General features: G+C 62.4%; 15 protein-coding genes. 4 read left to right on the plus strand and 11 right to left on the minus strand.

The window, feature by feature from the left end:
• Positions 1-298: 298 nt before the first annotated feature.
• The 5 genes from U3654_RS00280 to U3654_RS00300 form a co-directional block, all read right to left on the minus strand.
• Positions 299-1,012: an SDR family oxidoreductase gene (locus U3654_RS00280; RefSeq protein WP_324753376.1), complete on the minus strand. Its 714-nt coding sequence runs from the start codon at positions 1,010-1,012 to the stop codon at positions 299-301.
• On the minus strand, positions 1,009-2,535 hold the full coding sequence (locus U3654_RS00285; RefSeq protein WP_324753377.1) for an ATP-dependent DNA helicase: 1,527 nt from the start codon (positions 2,533-2,535) through the stop codon (positions 1,009-1,011). Before U3654_RS00285 ends, U3654_RS00280 begins: the two co-directional genes overlap by 4 nt.
• A 100-nt stretch (positions 2,536-2,635) precedes the next feature.
• A complete protein-coding gene (locus U3654_RS00290) occupies positions 2,636-4,075 on the minus strand; it encodes a phosphomannomutase/phosphoglucomutase (protein WP_324755344.1) in 1,440 nt (479 codons plus the stop codon).
• Between the two features lie 144 nt (positions 4,076-4,219).
• Positions 4,220-5,884, minus strand: coding sequence for a capsule biosynthesis protein (locus tag U3654_RS00295; protein ID WP_324753378.1), 1,665 nt, complete (start codon positions 5,882-5,884; stop codon positions 4,220-4,222).
• Positions 5,862-6,521 carry an ABC transporter ATP-binding protein gene (locus U3654_RS00300; RefSeq protein WP_324753379.1) on the minus strand — a complete coding sequence of 220 codons (660 nt, stop codon included), beginning with the start codon at positions 6,519-6,521 and terminating at the stop codon, positions 5,862-5,864. The genes U3654_RS00295 and U3654_RS00300 overlap by 23 nt, the downstream gene beginning before the upstream one ends.
• Positions 6,522-6,777: 256 nt before the next feature.
• Here U3654_RS00300 and U3654_RS00305 point away from each other — a divergent pair, with 256 nt between their 5' ends.
• Entirely contained in the window at positions 6,778-7,368 is a 591-nt protein-coding gene (locus U3654_RS00305) for a uracil-DNA glycosylase family protein (protein ID WP_324755345.1), read from the plus strand.
• Positions 7,361-8,146: an SseB family protein gene (locus tag U3654_RS00310; protein WP_324753380.1), complete on the plus strand. Its 786-nt coding sequence runs from the start codon at positions 7,361-7,363 to the stop codon at positions 8,144-8,146. Before U3654_RS00305 ends, U3654_RS00310 begins: the two co-directional genes overlap by 8 nt.
• A gap of 14 nt (positions 8,147-8,160) precedes the next feature.
• Here U3654_RS00310 and U3654_RS00315 read toward each other — a convergent pair whose 3' ends face one another.
• The 6 genes from U3654_RS00315 to U3654_RS00340 form a co-directional block, all read right to left on the minus strand.
• Positions 8,161-9,096, minus strand: coding sequence for a glyoxylate/hydroxypyruvate reductase A (locus U3654_RS00315; protein ID WP_324753381.1), 936 nt, complete (start codon positions 9,094-9,096; stop codon positions 8,161-8,163).
• A gap of 4 nt (positions 9,097-9,100) precedes the next feature.
• Positions 9,101-10,240 (minus strand): rod shape-determining protein RodA, encoded by a 1,140-nt coding sequence (rodA, locus tag U3654_RS00320; protein WP_324753382.1) that lies wholly within the window; start codon positions 10,238-10,240, stop codon positions 9,101-9,103.
• The gene (gene mrdA / locus U3654_RS00325; RefSeq protein WP_324753383.1) at positions 10,237-12,177 is read right to left on the minus strand and encodes a penicillin-binding protein 2; all 1,941 of its coding nucleotides are present in this window, start codon (positions 12,175-12,177) and stop codon (positions 10,237-10,239) included. Before mrdA ends, rodA begins: the two co-directional genes overlap by 4 nt.
• Positions 12,174-12,710 (minus strand): rod shape-determining protein MreD, encoded by a 537-nt coding sequence (locus U3654_RS00330; protein WP_324753384.1) that lies wholly within the window; start codon positions 12,708-12,710, stop codon positions 12,174-12,176. Before U3654_RS00330 ends, mrdA begins: the two co-directional genes overlap by 4 nt.
• Positions 12,703-13,638 (minus strand): rod shape-determining protein MreC, encoded by a 936-nt coding sequence (gene mreC, locus U3654_RS00335; RefSeq protein WP_324753385.1) that lies wholly within the window; start codon positions 13,636-13,638, stop codon positions 12,703-12,705. The genes U3654_RS00330 and mreC overlap by 8 nt, the downstream gene beginning before the upstream one ends.
• Positions 13,639-13,717: 79 nt before the next feature.
• A complete protein-coding gene (locus U3654_RS00340; RefSeq protein ID WP_324753386.1) occupies positions 13,718-14,764 on the minus strand; it encodes a rod shape-determining protein in 1,047 nt (348 codons plus the stop codon).
• A gap of 211 nt (positions 14,765-14,975) precedes the next feature.
• Between U3654_RS00340 and U3654_RS00345 the strand changes: the two genes are divergently transcribed.
• The gene (locus U3654_RS00345; protein ID WP_324753387.1) at positions 14,976-15,182 is read left to right on the plus strand and encodes a hypothetical protein; all 207 of its coding nucleotides are present in this window, start codon (positions 14,976-14,978) and stop codon (positions 15,180-15,182) included.
• A 27-nt stretch (positions 15,183-15,209) separates the two neighbouring features.
• On the plus strand, positions 15,210-16,076 hold the full coding sequence (locus U3654_RS00350; protein ID WP_324753388.1) for an urea carboxylase-associated family protein: 867 nt from the start codon (positions 15,210-15,212) through the stop codon (positions 16,074-16,076).
• Positions 16,077-16,118 lie beyond the last annotated feature (42 nt).

The raw sequence follows: 16,118 nt of genomic DNA on the forward strand, positions 1-16,118 counted from the left end.
ATCAGATGTTTATAACATGATGTTATAAAGTTAGCCGAGCAGGACATGAAGGGGCAGTCCTAGCTTAACACGTTTTAGGCGGGCAGCCGGCGCAGGACGAAATTGAGATTGTAGATTTTCCGGGTGGCCACAGGACAGGTCTGTCAGACACACGGCCTATGCCTTCGTGAACGCGAAATGATCAGAAACGCAGCGAAACAAATGAGCGGTGCGCGTGTTTCGCGAAAATCGGTATCTCCGGTCTTTCGCGAAACGCTTCGATACCGGATTTTCACAGTCAGACGATGCTTAGGCCGCGTCAGCCGCGTCCGATATAGGGCATTTTCGTCGCCATGACTGTCATGAACTGGACGTTGGCATCCAAAGGAAGCTGGGCCATGTGCAGGACCGAGCGCGCGGCGTGCCTAGTATCCATTACCTGCATTTCGGGTTGAGCCGCCTTGAGGTCGGACACCATTTCGCTGGTTGCGTTGCCGATGTCGATCTGTCCGCAGGCGATATCGTAGGGGCGACCATCCAGCGACAGGGTGCGTGTCATGCCGGTGATCGCGTGCTTGGTCGTAGTGTAGCAGATTGAGCCGGGACGCGGGACATGCGCCGAGAGCGAACCGTTATTAATGATCCGCCCGCCTTGTGGCGATTGTCCGCGCATCTGCGCAAAGGCGAGGCGGGCGGCGATGAACATCCCGCGCAGATTGACGTTCACCACGCGATCGAACTCGTCCAGCGAGACTTCGTCGATCGGGGCAGAGGGGCCGAACGTGCCGGCGTTATTAAAGAGAGCGTCGAGGCGGCCAGCGGTATCGATGAACTGCCCAAAGGCGCGCTGCATTGCGTCGGGGTCGGTCACATCGCAGGGCAGGGAGGTGGCGTTTTCATGCGCGTCTGCAATTTCGCTCAGCCGGTCCTTGCGGCGCGCGAGCAGGCCAACGCGCCAGCCTTCGTTAAGGAATTCCAGCGCCGTCGCACGCCCGATACCAGAGCTGGCGCCGGTGATGAGGATGGATTTCATTCTTCGCTCACTTCCAATGTCAGTGGCACCGGTTTCGTGCGCAGATCGTCGACGCGCAAGGCATATTCGGGCTTGGACAGGCGGTTGCGCACGACCCAGTGCAGGCGTTCTTCGGCGCGGGTGATCGCGACATAGGCAAGGCGTTTCCACAGCGGCTGACCCGCCTCGCTGCGCCCCATCCGGGCCGCGGCGTAGAGGTCGGGCGCAAAGACCTGCACGTCCTTCCACTGCGAACCTTGCGCCTTGTGGATCGTGACGGCGGCGCCGTGCAGGAATGTGGCCCCCATATTGGCGGCGAAGGGGATGAACGGTTCTTCCTCGCCCGGTTTTTCGATTTTGACGATGCTGGCGGCGCTGATTTGCGGATCTTCGGCCCCCATGACGTGCAGGCGCGAAAAGCCGGGTTTGCGGCCCGGTCCCAGATAGATCACCTGCGCGCCTTTGATCAGGCCGCGCGCCTCCAGATCGAGGCGCTTCTTGCGATGCTTGAGCGGTAGTTCGATGCCGTCGCAGATCAGGGGCTCGCCTTCCAGCAAGGCGTCTTCGGGCGCTCCGTGGACGGCGCGGAAGGCGTTGATCAGGCGGATGCGCGTGGCGTTGCGCCAGACCAGCACGGGGCTGCGCGCCATCAGATCGACCTGCACACGCTGCGCCCATTGAACACGGTCGTCGCGTTTCGCGGCATCTTCGATCATCTGCTCAAAGTCGTGGAATTCCAGCGCCGGATCGGCCAGCGCGTGCGCGAGATCGAGGATCGGATTGTCGGCGTCCTGCCGGTGAATGCGGTGCAGCTCCAGCTTGGAGCGTTCGGGTAAGGTTTCAAACACCATCGCGCCCGAGCTGTTGACCGGGGCCAACTGCGCAGGATCGCCAAAGAGAAAGAGGGTCGGGAAAATCTCCTTGAGATCGTCCATCTGGCGGGTGTCGAGCATGCTGGCCTCATCGACGAACCCGATGTCCAGTGGTTCCTCGCGCCGCTTCCAGCCAGTTATGAAATCGCTGCCTTTCAGGCCCGCCGCAGCCAGCGCGCCGGGAATGGATTTGTTCGTCTGGTAAAAGGCGAACGCCCGGTCAAGCGCGGTTTCGGTGAGCGCTTCGATCTCGGGGCGCTCGCCATTGCCAGCCAGCCATTCGGCAATCTTCTCATACTCGGGGTCATAGACGGGCGTGTACAGAATGCGGTGAATTGTGGTGGCCGGGACGCCGTGCATGCGCAGGACAAAGGCGGCCTTGTTCGTGGGGGCGAGAATGGCAAGGGTGCGGCGATCGCGGCGCTTCTTGCCCTCGTAATCGCCCGAAACGATATCGACGCCCGCCTCCTCCAGCGCGCGGTAGAGCGCGGCGAGGAGCAGCGTTTTACCCGATCCGGCCTTGCCGATGACGGCCATGACGCTGTCCTTGCCCTCACGTGGGGGCGTGGTGGTGCCATTTTCCAGATCAACGCCGGCAGCGCGCAGCGCCTCGCTGATGCGGTCATGCGCTTCGGCCTGATCGGGCGAGTATGTGAGGGCGGTCTCGGTCATTGCGGGACATTATATGTGGTGGGCGAGGTGTGCCAGCGAAAGCAGGCGCTCGCCCGCCTTTGGGCGGCTCCAGACGACGCAAGGATTGCGCTGGTGATCCTCAGATCATCTGGTCGTATTCCCCGACTGATGGCTCTGTGCGGATTACCGCGTCGATATCCGCGAAAATCGCACGCATCTCTGCGTCGCTCTCACTGCTTTCGCAGACCACCACCAGATTGGGCGTGTTGGATGACGCGCGCACCAATCCCCAACTGCCGTTATCCAGGATCACGCGCGCGCCGTTGACCGTGACGACCTGCGCGATCTTGCGGCCTGCCAACGGTAATCCAGCATCGTGATGGGCGACCAGCTTGGCCACCAGTCGCTCCAGCACATCGTATTTCTCAAGGTCGGCACAGTAGGGCGACATTGTTGGTGTCGAGTAGGTTACGGGCAGCGCGCGACGCAGGTCTGACATGGATTTGTCAGGGTTACGCTCCATCAGTTTGCAGATCTCGACTGCGACGCGCATCCCGCAATCATAGCCACGGCCCACCGGTTCGGCCAAAAAGTAATGGCCGGATTTCTCAAACCCTGCCAGTGCGCCGATTTCCTTGACCCGGCGCTTCATGTGGCTGTGTCCGGTTTTCCAGTAATCGGCCTTGGCACCATGCGCCAGCAGCTCTGGATCGGACGCGAACAGCCCGGTGGATTTGACGTCGGCAACAAAGGTGCTGCCGGGGTAAAGGCGGGCAAAATCGCGGGCCATGATGACGCCCATCTTGTCGGCGAAAATCTCGGTCCCCTCATCGTCCACTACGCCACAGCGATCGCCGTCACCGTCGAAGCCCAATGCGAAATCAGCGCCCGACGCGCGCACGCTGGCGGACATGTCGTGCAGCATTTCCATCGCTTCGGGGTTGGGATTGTAGTGGGGAAAGGTGTAGTCGAGATCATTGTGCGACGGGACCACCTCGACGCCCATGCGCGCGAACAATTCGGGCGCAAAGGCCGATGCGGTTCCGTTACCGGTGGCACAAACCACCTTGAGCGGGCGGGTCATGCGGAAATCGCCGACGAGATCATCAAGGTAGGCCTCGCGCACGCCAGACACGTATTCATAGGCGCCGCCGGGACGCGGCTGACCGCGCCCCTCCAGCACGATTGCCTTTAGTTCGTCCATCTCGTCCGGGCCATGGGTCAGGGGGCGTTCAAAGCCCATTTTGACCCCGGTCCAGCCGTTCGGATTGTGCGAGGCAGTGACCATCGCGACGGCAGGCGCGTCCAGATGGAACTGCGCGAAATAGGCCATCGGGCTGACGGCGGGACCGATATCCAGCACCTTGATCCCGGCCTGCATCAGGCCCAGCATCAGCGCGTTCTTGATGGTGAGAGAGTAGTCCCGATAGTCGTTGCCGACCGCGATCACCGGGTCGATCCCGCGCGCAAACATCTGCGTGCCTAGGCCAAGGCCGAGGGCGGTGATACCGGGCAGGTTGATTTCCTCGGGGTATTTCCAGCGCGCGTCGTACTCGCGAAATCCCGTAGGCGTGATCATGGCGTCGCGCAGGAATTCCCACGTGTTGGGTGTGACGGTCTGGGCGGGCTTGTTCACGGAGGTGTTCTCACTTTTTCTAAATGCGCAGGGCCATCCCCGCTGTTCGCACCGCTCGCGATGCCAGATATCGGGGGAAAGTTCAAATCAAGACGACACTTGTTCGCGCAGGATCGACGCGGTTAGCGAAATCATCAGGTAGATGCCGGCAAAGACCAGAAACGCCAGGACCGTGTTTTCGAACGAGCGGGGATAGGACGCGTCCTGCGAGGCCACGGGGCGCACGCTTACGGTCAGATAGCGCACCTGCTTGTTCGCCTCGCTGGCACTCATGCGCTGTGATTCCAGCGCCGCTTGCAAGACCATGTCGGCGGTCAGAAGGTCGGCCTGAGCCATCTGGATATCGGCGGTTTGCGAGGCAAGCGATGTGTTTTCATCGGTCGCGTCGGTCAGGCGCGCACGCTGCTTGGCCTGCTCGCGCTTGAGCACCTCGATCTCGCTGGCCAGCGCTTCGACTCTGGCGCTATTCGGACGGGCGTTGTTCATCTGCGTGTTCAGCGCCAGCTGTTTTTCCTGCAATTGCAATTCGACGTTGCCGATCAGCTGACGGATATTGCCAATCTCGCCCTCGGGGTCCAGCAGGCTCCCTTCCTGCAACGCGACCATCTGGCGCTGCGCCTCGCGGCGTTCCTCCTTGGCCGTTTCCAGGCTTTCGGTCGAGGATTCCAACGCATCCTCGCGCTTGCGCTTGGACAGATCGTCGACCCGCTCTTCGGCGTAGGTGATCAGCTTGTTTGAGAAATCGGTGCTGACCTGGGGATCGGCAGTCGATATCTCCATCCGCAGCACGCCTTCGGTCGGATCGTAGCCGATTTTCATGTATTTCTTGTAGAGCTTATAGGCCTTTTCGTTGCTCGCATCTGGATCTAACCGCTGGAGCGGATCGATCCAAGGCTGGCTGAAATGATCGCGAAAACCAACATCGCGGTCGAGTCGCAGCATCGCATCCTTGGACAGAAGATAGGATTGTGTCGCGATCGCGTCCTGCCCGGTGGCGAACTGACTGGGCAGCTTAAAGCCCCCCATGCCGCCGCCGCCGCCGTCATTGGACAGGATCAGGAATTCGGACTTGGTCGAATACATCGGGGTGGCGACGCCGTAATAATAATATCCGGCCAGCAAAGTGGGCAGGAATACGAATGCTGCCAGCCGCGTCAGCAGCAGCAGCAGCTTGCGCCGGCGGCGTTTGCCGATATCGCGCTGGATGCGCATGATCTCTGCGCTGCGCCGGTCGGCAGGGCTCAGATGGGTTGCGGGCAAGGTCGCTTGCACCGGAATCGTCTGGGGCAGTTGAACGCGCGGGGTGTCGACATCGTGGCCGGGCCCGGTCGCTGGATCGTCGATGTCGCCCCGACCTTGGTCGTTCGTGATCAGTTCTAGAATGCTGGAGCGTTGAAACGGATCAATGCCGCGCTCACGCAACAGGCGCACGGCGTCGAAATCCGATATGGGCGCCAGCCCGTGCTTTTGTGCGACGCGCCGCGCCATGCGCAATTGGCGGCCGGTCAGCCCCTCCTTGCGGATGTCGTCGATGTGGTGGGACGTACCCATTTCACTCGCGCTTACAACCTCGCCGGTGCGCGGTGCATCCTTTGCCTCGGACTCGGGCATCGCAGATGGCTGCTCCGGCGCAGTGGTTTCGGTCGCTTGGGCCGCGCCCTGCGAATGACCAACTTGCGATTGATCGGCCTCGCCCCCCGCACCTTGGGTGCGTCGGATGCGGAATTTTCTAGCCTTGGGTTTCGTAGTCATAAAGCTGTTTGGCCTCTTCCAAGGTATCGAACATATATAGCTGGCCGCCCATCAGGACAGCTGCGGAGGTCGCGAACTTCTCCAGCACGGCGGCCTGATGCGACACAATGACGACCGTCGTGGTCGCCAGCCTCTCACGCAGGATTTCGCCTGCCTTGCGGTTGAATTCGACATCGGTCGAACTGGGCATGCCTTCGTCGATCAGGTAGATGTCGAAATCCAGCGCCAGCATCAGCGCAAAGGTAAAACGTGACTTCATCCCGGCGCTGTAAGTGCCTAGCGGCTGGTCGAAATACTCGCCCAGATTGCACATCCAGCGACAGAATGCCTCAACATAATCGGGATCGAGGCCGTAAAGCCGGGCGATATAGCGACTGTTCTCCATCGCCGAGATTTTGCCGATGACCCCGCCCATGAATCCAAGCGGAAAGCTGATGCGGCAGTCGCGCCTTATCTCGCCTTCGTCGGGTTTCTCGAGGCCGGCCATCATGTTGATCACCGTCGTCTTGCCCGTGCCATTAGGCGCAAGGATGCCCATCGAACGACCCAACTCGACGCGAAAGCTGACCTTTTCCAAGATCACCTTGCGCTGAGTGCCAGTCCAGAAGGACTTGCTGACGTTGTCGAACTCGAGCATCAAACGCTCCGAAAAACTGCTAGGGCGCCCTCTTGTGATGGGGCTTTTCGGGCCTCGGTCCCCTGACCTCAGTCCAGTATGCGGGTTGGCGTCCTTTTTAAACAGGCATTCAAGGCAAAATTATGCCTTAAAGGTAAAAATGTTCTTCAGATAATGGCCTTTTTTGCGCGTTTTGGAAACAATCGCAGGCGCGTCACTGCGGCGCCTCAGTTGATGGCGCTGGAATTCAAGGACCGTGGGCCATATCTGCATGGGAATGAATACTCTCGTCACCCGGATCGCCCGATGCCGTCTTTGCGCCGCGCGTTTCGCCGCAAGCGCCACCGGCCATGCGCCGCGTCCCGTGCCATGGTTCGCGCCCGGCGCGCGTCTGCTGATCGCCGGGCAGGCACCCGGCGCGCGGGTGCATGCATCGGGCGTGCCGTTCGACGACCCCTCTGGCGACCGACTGCGTGACTGGCTGGGGCTGGAGCGCGCCGATTTCTACGATCGCACCCGTGTGGCGATCGTGCCCATGGCGTTCTGCTTTCCGGGGTATGATGCGCGCGGGGCGGATTTGCCGCCGCCTGCGATCTGCCATGAGACCTGGCATGATGCCGTCATGCAGGTGCTTGGCCCTATTCCTTTGCGCGTGTTGGTGGGTGCCCATGCGCAGCGCTACCATTTGGGCGCGCGCGGTCCCGTGACGCAAACCGTTGCTGACTGGCGCAGCCACGCGCCCGGCGTTTTTGCATTGCCCCATCCATCGTGGCGCAATACGGGCTGGCTAAAGAAAAACCCGTGGTTCGAGGCCGAGGTTCTGCCCGCCCTTCGCGCCCGTGTAGCAGAGGTAATGCAAGATGGCTGAGACCGCTCTGGACCGCGCCCATGCGGTGATGGAGGCCGCGCCAGAGGATGGCGCGCCGCGCCTTGCCTTTTATCACTGCCTTGCCGACACACAGCTGTTCGTGCTGCTGACCGAAGAGCCGGAGGGCGATCATATCAGCCCGCGCACGTTCGATATCGAGGGCACATCCTATGCGCTGGCCTTCGATGGCGAAGAGCGGTTGGCGGGGTTCACCGACGGGCCCGCGCCCTATGCCGCGCTGCTGGGCCGCACGCTGGCCGGGATGCTGGCGGGGGCGGGGGCGGGTCTTGGCCTGAACCTTGAGGTCGCACCATCGTCGATCTTGCTGCCACCTGATGCGCTTGATTGGTTGGTCCAGACGCTGGGGCAGGGCGGAGGCAATGAGGCCAGCACCCGCCCCGAGAGCGTCAGCGCGCCCGAGGGCGTGCCGCAGGCGCTGTTGAATGCGCTGGACGCCAAGCTGGCGCGCGCGGGTGGTCTGGCCAACCACGCCTGCCTTGCCGGGGCGCGTTATGCGGGCGGCGCGGCGGGGCATGCGCTGTTTTTCATCGGCGCGGCGCCGGGGGCTGAGATGGCGCTAACACGCGCAGTGTCCGAGGCGCTGACGTTTTCAGGCATAGAGGCGGGCGCGCTGGATGTCGGCTTTGCCGAGGCGGGGAGTGCGTTGGCGCAGCGGCTAGAACGGGTCGGGCTGCGCTTTGACTTGCCGCAAACTGCGGCGCCAACGCAGCGCGCTGCACCGGGGTCTGATCCTGATCGGCCGCCGAGGTTGAAGTAATCGCGCGTCTTCGCTCAATACCCCAGTTTGGGGTCCACCAGATGCAGAAATGGCTCACCTGCTTCGCCGCGCCGGACATTTTCGGCAATCACCTGACTGGCGGTATCATCGCGCGTTTCGGACGCGATGTGGGGCGTCACCGTTACCGATGGATGCGCCCAGTAGGGATGCTCGGGTGGTAGTGGTTCGACGCGGAAAACGTCCAGCGTTGCATGCGCGATCTGCCCGGAATCCAGCGCCGCAATCATCGCTTGATCGTCGATCAGCGGGCCGCGTCCCGGATTGATCACCATCGCGCCCTGCGGCATCAAGGCGATGTGCTGGACGTTCAGCACATTTTCGGTTTCAGGCGTTTTCGGCAGTAACAGCACGAGGATCTGCGCGGTGCTCAGCGCCTTGCGCAGGCCGCCCTCACCATTCAGGCAGCGCACACCGGGAATATCCTTGGGCGAGCGGCTCCAGCCCGTGACGTCAAAGCCCAACATCACCAGTGCTTCGGCGCAGGCTGTGCCAAGTTCACCCATTCCCAGAATAGTGACGGGGCGCTGCTCGGCCAGTGGTGGAATATCGCTGCGCCAAATGCCGTCCTGCCCGAGGATATGCGCATCCATCCCCAGATGATGGCGCAGCACATGCCCCGTCACCCATTCGACCATACCGCGCGTCAGCCCATGATCAACCATGCGTGTCAGAGGCTGCGTGAGGGTCGGATTGCCAACGATATTTTCGACACCGGCCCAGAGGTTCAGCACCGCCTTGCAGTTCGTATAGGGCGAAAAATCCTGCACCGGGCCATTGGGCGCCATGACGATATAGTCGACAGCCTCTGGCGCAATATCGCGTGACAGGTTGAAATCCGTGATCCCCGCTTGCTGCAGCGCATGTGTCAGTGGGCCATTGTATTGCGGCCAGCGGTCATCCTTGGCGGAAAACAGGATCTGAATCGTCATTTACTTACCTCGGCTTGTGGACATGCGCGCTCTGTACGATGCCGAAACCCAGCATGAGGATCAACATAGCCGACCCCCCATAGCTGACCAGCGGTAATGGCACACCAACGACCGGCGCGAGGCCCATGACCATCGACATATTCACCGCGAAAAACAGAAAGAACGTCGCCGCGATTCCCAGCGTCAAAAGCGACGAAAACCGGTCACGGTTCGTCATAGCCGTACTGATGCAAAAGACGATGATCAACGAATAGAGGCCCAGCAGCGAAATCGCCCCGATAAAGCCGAATTCCTCGGCCAGCGTGGTAAAGATGAAATCCGTATGCTTTTCGGGCAGGAAGTTTAGCCGCGATTGCGTGCCTTGCATGAACCCGCGCCCGGTCCAGCCGCCCGATCCCAGCGCGATCTTGGACTGGGTAATGTGATAGCCCGCGCCCAGCGGGTCGGTCGATGGGTCCAGAAACGTGTCGATCCGGCGAAACTGGTAGTCGGCCAGCAGCTGCCAGTCGGTGCCCCGGCTCTTGAACACCGTGGTGACAAGGCCGATCCCTGCGGCGATCACGGCGGCAAAATAGGCCCAATGGACCCCCGCGAGGAACATCATGCCACCGCCCGCAGCGATCAGCAGGATCGCTGTCCCCAGATCGGGTTGCGTCAACACCAGATAGACCGGGACTAGAATTAGCACGACGGGAAACAGCACCCATATTGGGCGCGACGTCTTGCTGAGGGGCAACCAATCGTAATAGGCGGCCAGCAGCATGATCATCGTGATTTTCATCAGCTCCGAGGGTTGCAGACGCATGAACCCCATTTCGATCCAGCGCTGCGAGCCTCCGCCGATGCTGCCAAAGAGTTCGACCGCGACCAGCAGCGCCAGCGATATGCCGTAGGCCAGTCCGGCGATGTTGCGCCAGAACCAGATCGGTACCATCGCGACGGCCAGCATGGCGCCAAAACCGACGGCGAAACGCTTCAGCTGCGGGTCCATCCAGGGCTCGGCCGAGCCGCCCGCGACGGAATAGAGCATGAGGAACCCGATGCAGGCCACCGCCGTCAACAACACCGCGATGGGCCAGTTGATATAGAGGATCTTGCGCAGGCCCGTCGGCACGCTTTTGACGGTGTATTCAAGATAGCTCATGCGCGATCGCTCGGTTTCGGGCCGTGATGGGGGCGCGCTTCGCGCAGCTGTTCTTGTTGTATGCGGATGCGGTCCTGATCTGCAGTGGGGTAGGCATCGAGGGGTGGATCGCCCTGATAAAGCGCCTGAAGCGTGATGTCGCGCGCGATGGGTGCCGCCGTGGACGCACCGCCCCCGCCATGCTCGACCAGCACGGCGACGGCGACCTTTGGATTCTCATAGGGCGCATAGTCGACAAACAGCGCGTGATCGCGCCGCTCCCATGGCAGATCAGCGTTGCTGCGCACGCCCTGCGCGCGTTCGGCGGCGGTGATGTTGCGCACCTGACTGGTGCCGGTCTTGCCTGCCATGCGCATCCCGTCGGCGACGATGCGACTGCGATAGCCGGTCCCGCGCTTGTTGTTCGACACGTCGTACATGGCGCGGCGCACGCTGCGCAGATTGTTTTCATTGAGGCCCAGGTCGTCGCCATGGCCGGTCGGCGTCTCGACGCCGCCGACGGACTTGATCAGGCGTGGTGTCACCGAACGCCCCGTGGCGAGGCGCGCGGTCATTACCGCCAGCTGCAAGGGCGAGGTCAGCACAAAACCTTGCCCGATTGCCGAGTTCACGCTGTCACCGATCACCCAGTTGGCGCCGCGCGATTCGCGCTTCCACGCCTTGGTGGGGATCAGCCCTTCGGCGACGCTGGTCATCGGCAGGTCATGCGCAACGCCCAGACCAAGGCGGCGGGCCATGGCACTGATATTTTCAATACCAGTGCGTAGGGCCATTTCGTAAAAGTAGACGTCGCAGCTTTCGCGTAGGGCGCGGTTCAGGTCGACATTGCCGTGGCCGGCGCGTTTCCAGCAGTGGAATCTGCGCCCGGCGACTTCCAGATGGCCGGGGCAATAAACTGTATCCTCGGTGTTGGCCTGCCCCCCTTCGAGCGCGGCGAGCGCCGTCACCATCTTGAAGGTCGAGCCGGGCGGATAGATGCCCTGCACCGCCTTGTTCGGCAGGGGGCGATACTTGTTTTCTAGCAAAGCTTTGTAATCGCTGACTGAAATTCCGCGTACAAAGAGATTGCTGTCAAAGCCGGGGGTCGACACGGTGGCCAAAATATCGCCGCTTTCGCAGTCCATCACCACGGCAGCGGCGCTTTCCCCGGCAAGGCGTGCGTGGATGTAGGATTGCAGATTGCTATCGGTGGTGATCTGCACGTCCTTGCCCGGCTCGCCGACGCGGCGGTCCAGCTCGCGCATGACGCGGCCAGCGGCGTTCTGCTCAACCCGCTTGGTGCCCGCCTTGCCGCGCAGCATGTCCTCGCGCATTGCCTCAAGGCCGATCTTGCCGATCTGAAATCGCGGGATCAGCAATAATTGGTCCGGTGCTTCGATCTTGTCCAGATCATAGTCGCTGACAGGGCCGACATAGCCCAGAACATGGGCGTATTCACTTTCCATTGGATAGCGGCGCGACAGGCCAACCTCAGGACGCACGCCGGGCAGGGCAGGGGCGTTGACGGCGACGCGGCTCAACTCTTCCCAGGATATGCGGTCGGCGATGGTCACGGGATGCACGCGCGAGCGGCGCATTTCCTCGTGGGCGCGCTCCAGCTCTTCTGGGTCTAGATGGATCAAACGGCCCAGCCGCGCAATCGTATCCTCGACATCGCCCGCTTCTTCGCGTTCCAGCATGATGCGGTAGCTGGGCACGTTTTCGGCCACGACCAGCCCGTTGCGGTCAAAAATCTGGCCGCGCGCGGGCGGAATCAGACGGATTTTAATGCGGTTTTCATCGGCCAGCAGGCGGAACTGGTCGGCCTGATCGACCTGAAGATGCCGCATCCGCCACGCCAAAAGGCCAAGGAATCCTGCCTGCCCCGCGCCCAGCATCAGGCCGCGCCGCGTGATGCGTCGCTGGCTGATCGCCGTGTCGCGCGTCTGACGTTTCATATGCGCCCCCGTCTGCTGGTTTCGCTGGGCTTGGCCTTGCGCACCCCCAGCAGGAGGGACGAGACCATGACCACCAAGGGATAACATAGCACCGTCATCGCCATTTGCATCAGGCTCAGGCCCAGCGGCGCCTGCGGCACCAGCAGGATGGCCAAAGTCAGCCGATAGGCCAGCATTACCGCCACTGTGACGCTGGCCACCACCAGCCATTCTGCGGCAAAGCTCAGATCGCGCAGGCCCGGCGCGCGCGATTTCAGCGCCTCGCAACCCAGTACGACCAGCGCGGCCCATAGGCCCGGAGGGCGCTGGAACATCAGATCTGTCAGCAGAACGACAGCCGCAATAAGCAGGGGCGGCGCGTATTGGGGACGCCGCAGCACCCACGCAAAGGCAAGCGCGGTAATCAGATCCGGCCCCGCCCAACCCGCAGGCAGCGTGCTGAGCGGCAGAATCCGCCAGAAGATCACCGCGGCGCACAGCGCAGCAAAGAGCGCGCGCATGGTCCAGAGATGTGCGCGCGCGTCCTCAGCCATCGGTCGCATCCTCGGTGGATATCGCCGCCTCGGCAGGTGTCTCGGGTTCTGTCGGCGCAGTCGGCGCGGTTTCGGGTGCGATCAGATCGCCAGTATCGTCGATGCGTACACCAGCGTGGTCGCGCAACACTCGCAGGAATTCCAGCCTCTCGTAGTCGGCTGCGAGGCGCAGACGCAGGCGTCCGCCGGGATCCTGAGCGATCCGCCCCACCAGTAGGCCGGCAGGAAACACACCGCCATCGCCCGAGGTGATGACCCGGTCACCGGGCCGTACGCTGCCCGCATCGTCGAGAAAGTCGACTGGCGGCGCCGCCGTATTATCACCCTGAATCAGCGCGCGCTGGCCCGACGGCTGGACGGTGACGGGGATGCGGCTGGAGGTATCGGTCAGCAGGATCACGCGCGCGGAATTGGCGCCGACGCCTGAAATCCGCCCGACCAGCCCGAGGCCATCCATCGCCGCCCAGCCATCCACGATGCCGTCGCGCGCGCCCACGTTCAGCAGCACTGACTGGCGAAAGGGCGATCCGCTGTCGGCAGTGACGACGCCGGTGACATAGGTCAGGCGCGGGTCCAGGCGCACGTTGTTCAGATCCAGAAGGCGCGCGTTCTCCTGCTCCAGTTGGAGGGCCGCCTCTTTCCACGCCTGCATTTGCTGCAGCTCGCGGCGCAGCTCTTGGTTCTGGCGATAGATACGCTGATAGCTCTGGAAATCGCGGAGAAGGTTCACGGTGCCGGTCACCGGCGCCATGGCCCAGTCCAGATTGGGCACGACCCGGTCAACCACGGAGGCGCGAAACCGTTCGACGCGCGGACTGTCGATGCGCCACAGCAGGAACAGGCCCAGCAGACACATCAACAGGACGCCCAGCAGCAGCCGTTTGAGCGGGCCGGTATAGTCTTCGGACTGTCTGCGATCCTTGGCCAAACGGGGGATCCCTCAGGTGAAGCGGAGCCACGCCCCGACGCCAAGGCTACGGCGGCGCGCGCCGTGCCTCAATCGCGCGTCAGCTGTCGTAGTCGATGGCGTGGCGCAGCTGTTTTTCAAATTCCAGCGCTTTGCCGGTTCCGAGGGCCACACAATTCAGACACTCGTCCGCGATGCTGACGGCCAGCCCGGTCTGCTCGCGCAGCGCAAGGTCCAGATCACCCAATAGGGCGCCGCCCCCGGTCAGCATGACGCCCCGGTCGACGATGTCGGCGGCAAGGTCCGGCGGGGTCGCCTCAAGCGCGGTCATTACCGCCTCGCAGATTTGCTGCACCGGCTCGGTCAACGCCTCGGCGATCTGTGCCTGACTGATCTCGGTTTCCTTCGGCACGCCGTTCAGCAGGTCGCGGCCGCGAATCTTCATCGTTTCGCCGCGTCCGTCATCGGGCATGCGGGCGGTGCCGATGGAGGTCTTGATCCGCTCGGCTGTCGCGTCGCCGATCAGCAGGTTCTGCTGGCGGCGCAGATAGTTGATGATCGCCTCGTCCATCCGGTCACCGCCGACGCGGACCGAGCGGGCATAGACGATATCGCCCAGTGACAGAACGGCCACTTCGGTCGTGCCGCCGCCGATATCGACGACCATGTTGCCGGTCGGATCGGTGATGGGCATGCCTGCGCCGATGGCCGCTGCGATCGGCTCGGCGATCAGGCCGGCGCGGCGTGCGCCCGCGCTGAGGACCGACTGACGGATCGCGCGTTTTTCAACGGGTGTCGCGCCGTGGGGGACGCAGACGATGATCTTGGGCTTGGAGAATGTCGTGCGTTTGTGCACCTTGCGGATGAAATGCTTGATCATCGCCTCGGCGGTGTCGAAATCGGCGATGACACCCTCGCGCATCGGGCGGATCGCCTCGATGCTGCCGGGCGTGCGCCCCAGCATCAGCTTGGCATCCTCGCCCACGGCCAACACCTTTCGCACGCCGTCCTTGACGTGGTAGGCCACGACTGATGGCTCGGACAGGATGATGCCCCGGCCTTTGACGTAGACCAACGTATTGGCGGTTCCGAGGTCGATGGCCATGTCCGAGGTGAACATCCCCGGGATTCTACTCAGTATGGACATTGTGGGCGGTGTCCTGTCTTTGGGTTTAAACGCGACGAGGCGACTCTGGGTCGCCGGTTTGTTGCCCTTATAGAGAGGGGCCGGACGCGGTTAAAGGGGCTGTTTTAGCCTTCTAAGCGCCAAATCGCTTGTATTTCGCGCAATGCGACGGGGATGAGGGCCGCGCACCACTGCGCTAAATCGCGATGAGCGCCGCAAAGGGAGGTTCTGCATGATCGTCGTTGCCGGATTCGCGATCGCTTTTGTCCTGCTGCTGGTCTTTTCCAATGGTAAGACACGTCGCTGCCGTTGGCGCGAGGATCGCACGCGTGATGCGGACGGTGCACGGTATTATCACTGCATGGCTTGCGGCGCCGAGACCTTTACAATGGATGGCAAACCGCCAAAGCTCTGCCTCGCTGACGCGCCGGAGGCGTGAGGTAACGACATGGATCCGAGGACCGATATGAGCGAACCAGACGATGCCGCCGCCCGCCGCGCCGTGGCCCCGGTGATCTGCTATCCCAATGACACGCTGCCGCAGCCCGATCTGGCGCTCTATGCAGCGGCGCGGTCGGGGGCGATCAAAACGGGCGAAGTTTTGGTGGGCGCGCGCGATGCCGAATGCTTCCGCGTAGGTGCGGGCCAGTTTTTCCGTATCACGTCGGTTGATGGTCCCCAAGTGGGCGATCTGAACCTGTGGAACGCTGCTGATCTGTTCGAACGATTCTATTCCGGCAAGACGCGCGCACTGCACGGAACGCACATCACGCGAGGCCAGTGCATGTGGTCCAACCTGCCGCATCTGCGGCCTATGGCGACGATCGTTGAGGACACGCTGGAATGGTATGGCATCGACGGCTATGGTGGGTCGGTCCATGACGTGATCGGCACGCGCTGCGATCCCTATACCGGCAATCTGCTGGGCGGCGGGCAGTATCACCAGTGCTGTCACTCCAACCTCACCCGCGCGCTGAGTGACGAGACAGGCCTGCCCCTTCACGAGGCCGAGAGGCATGTGCATGACGTTTTGAATGTCTTTATGTGCACTGGGTTCACCCGCGACACCGGCCAATATTTCATGAAGGCCAGCCCGGTGCGCCCCGGCGATTACATCGAGTTCTTTGCCGAAATCGACCTGCTGGGCGCGCTAAGCGCCTGCCCCGGCGGAGACTGCTCGACCCAGCATTCCAGCGATGCGGCGGTGTGCTATCCCCTGCTGGTCGAGGTGTTTGCGCCCGCAGATGGCGCATTGGAGGGCTGGAGCAGCCCGACGCTGAATGGCTATGACGGCACCCACGGGCGCGGCCCCGTCGCGGCGCGCGCAGGATGATCGGGTATGCCCCCGGCGACGATGTCGGCGCGCTGGCCGCTG

The sequence above is a fragment of the Roseovarius sp. Pro17 genome (genome assembly GCF_035599575.1).
Taxonomy (GTDB): Bacteria; Pseudomonadota; Alphaproteobacteria; order Rhodobacterales; family Rhodobacteraceae; genus Roseovarius.

Coding starts and splice junctions, on each gene's coding strand:
- U3654_RS00280 (WP_324753376.1), bottom strand. CDS start 1,012: ATGAAATCCATCCTCATCACCGGCGCCAGCTCTGGTATCGGGCGTGCG.
- U3654_RS00285 (WP_324753377.1), bottom strand. CDS start 2,535: ATGACCGAGACCGCCCTCACATACTCGCCCGATCAGGCCGAAGCGCAT.
- U3654_RS00290 (WP_324755344.1), bottom strand. CDS start 4,075: ATGATCACGCCTACGGGATTTCGCGAGTACGACGCGCGCTGGAAATAC.
- U3654_RS00295 (WP_324753378.1), bottom strand. CDS start 5,884: ATGACTACGAAACCCAAGGCTAGAAAATTCCGCATCCGACGCACCCAA.
- U3654_RS00300 (WP_324753379.1), bottom strand. CDS start 6,521: ATGCTCGAGTTCGACAACGTCAGCAAGTCCTTCTGGACTGGCACTCAG.
- U3654_RS00305 (WP_324755345.1), top strand. CDS start 6,778: ATGAATACTCTCGTCACCCGGATCGCCCGATGCCGTCTTTGCGCCGCG.
- U3654_RS00310 (WP_324753380.1), top strand. CDS start 7,361: ATGGCTGAGACCGCTCTGGACCGCGCCCATGCGGTGATGGAGGCCGCG.
- U3654_RS00315 (WP_324753381.1), bottom strand. CDS start 9,096: ATGACGATTCAGATCCTGTTTTCCGCCAAGGATGACCGCTGGCCGCAA.
- rodA (WP_324753382.1), bottom strand. CDS start 10,240: ATGAGCTATCTTGAATACACCGTCAAAAGCGTGCCGACGGGCCTGCGC.
- mrdA (WP_324753383.1), bottom strand. CDS start 12,177: ATGAAACGTCAGACGCGCGACACGGCGATCAGCCAGCGACGCATCACG.
- U3654_RS00330 (WP_324753384.1), bottom strand. CDS start 12,710: ATGGCTGAGGACGCGCGCGCACATCTCTGGACCATGCGCGCGCTCTTT.
- U3654_RS00340 (WP_324753386.1), bottom strand. CDS start 14,764: ATGTCCATACTGAGTAGAATCCCGGGGATGTTCACCTCGGACATGGCC.
- U3654_RS00345 (WP_324753387.1), top strand. CDS start 14,976: ATGATCGTCGTTGCCGGATTCGCGATCGCTTTTGTCCTGCTGCTGGTC.
- U3654_RS00350 (WP_324753388.1), top strand. CDS start 15,210: ATGAGCGAACCAGACGATGCCGCCGCCCGCCGCGCCGTGGCCCCGGTG.